Origin of the sequence: Mycobacterium sp. ENV421 (assembly GCF_002887815.1) — a bacterium.
GTDB lineage: Bacteria > Actinomycetota > Actinomycetes > Mycobacteriales > Mycobacteriaceae > Mycobacterium.
In genome coordinates this window covers 1-343 of the sequence record NZ_PDHO01000157.1, presented here as the reverse complement: position 1 = coordinate 343, position 343 = coordinate 1, and the positions used below count along the sequence as shown (strand labels likewise).

Genomic DNA, 343 nt, shown 5'->3' with positions numbered 1-343 from the left:
TTGTCGATTGTTTCGGAGAAGACGGGTTATCCGGTGGACATGCTCGGGTTGGGCATGGAGATGGAGGCTGAGCTCGGGATAGATTCGATCAAGCAGGTCGAGATTTTGGCGGCGTTGCAGGCGAAGTTCCCGGGTGCCCCGGAGATCCCGGCCTCGGAGCTGGCCAACCTGCGCACTCTGCAGGACGTCGTCGACACCGTCTCCGGATTCGCGGCGCCCGCACCGGTTGCGGCTTCGGCTGCCCCGGTCGCTGTCGCGCCGGCCGGCCCGGCGGTGGACGCCGGAGACGTTGTGTTGTCGATTGTTTCGGAGAAGACGGGTTATCCGGTGGACATGCTCGGGT

At 64.7% G+C, this 343-nt stretch carries 1 protein-coding gene; it reads left to right on the top strand.

Going from position 1 to position 343, the window contains the following annotated elements:
* A partial coding sequence (locus CRM90_RS30150) for a phosphopantetheine-binding protein (RefSeq protein ID WP_158249095.1) occupies nucleotides 1-343 on the top strand: 343 nt, incomplete at both ends.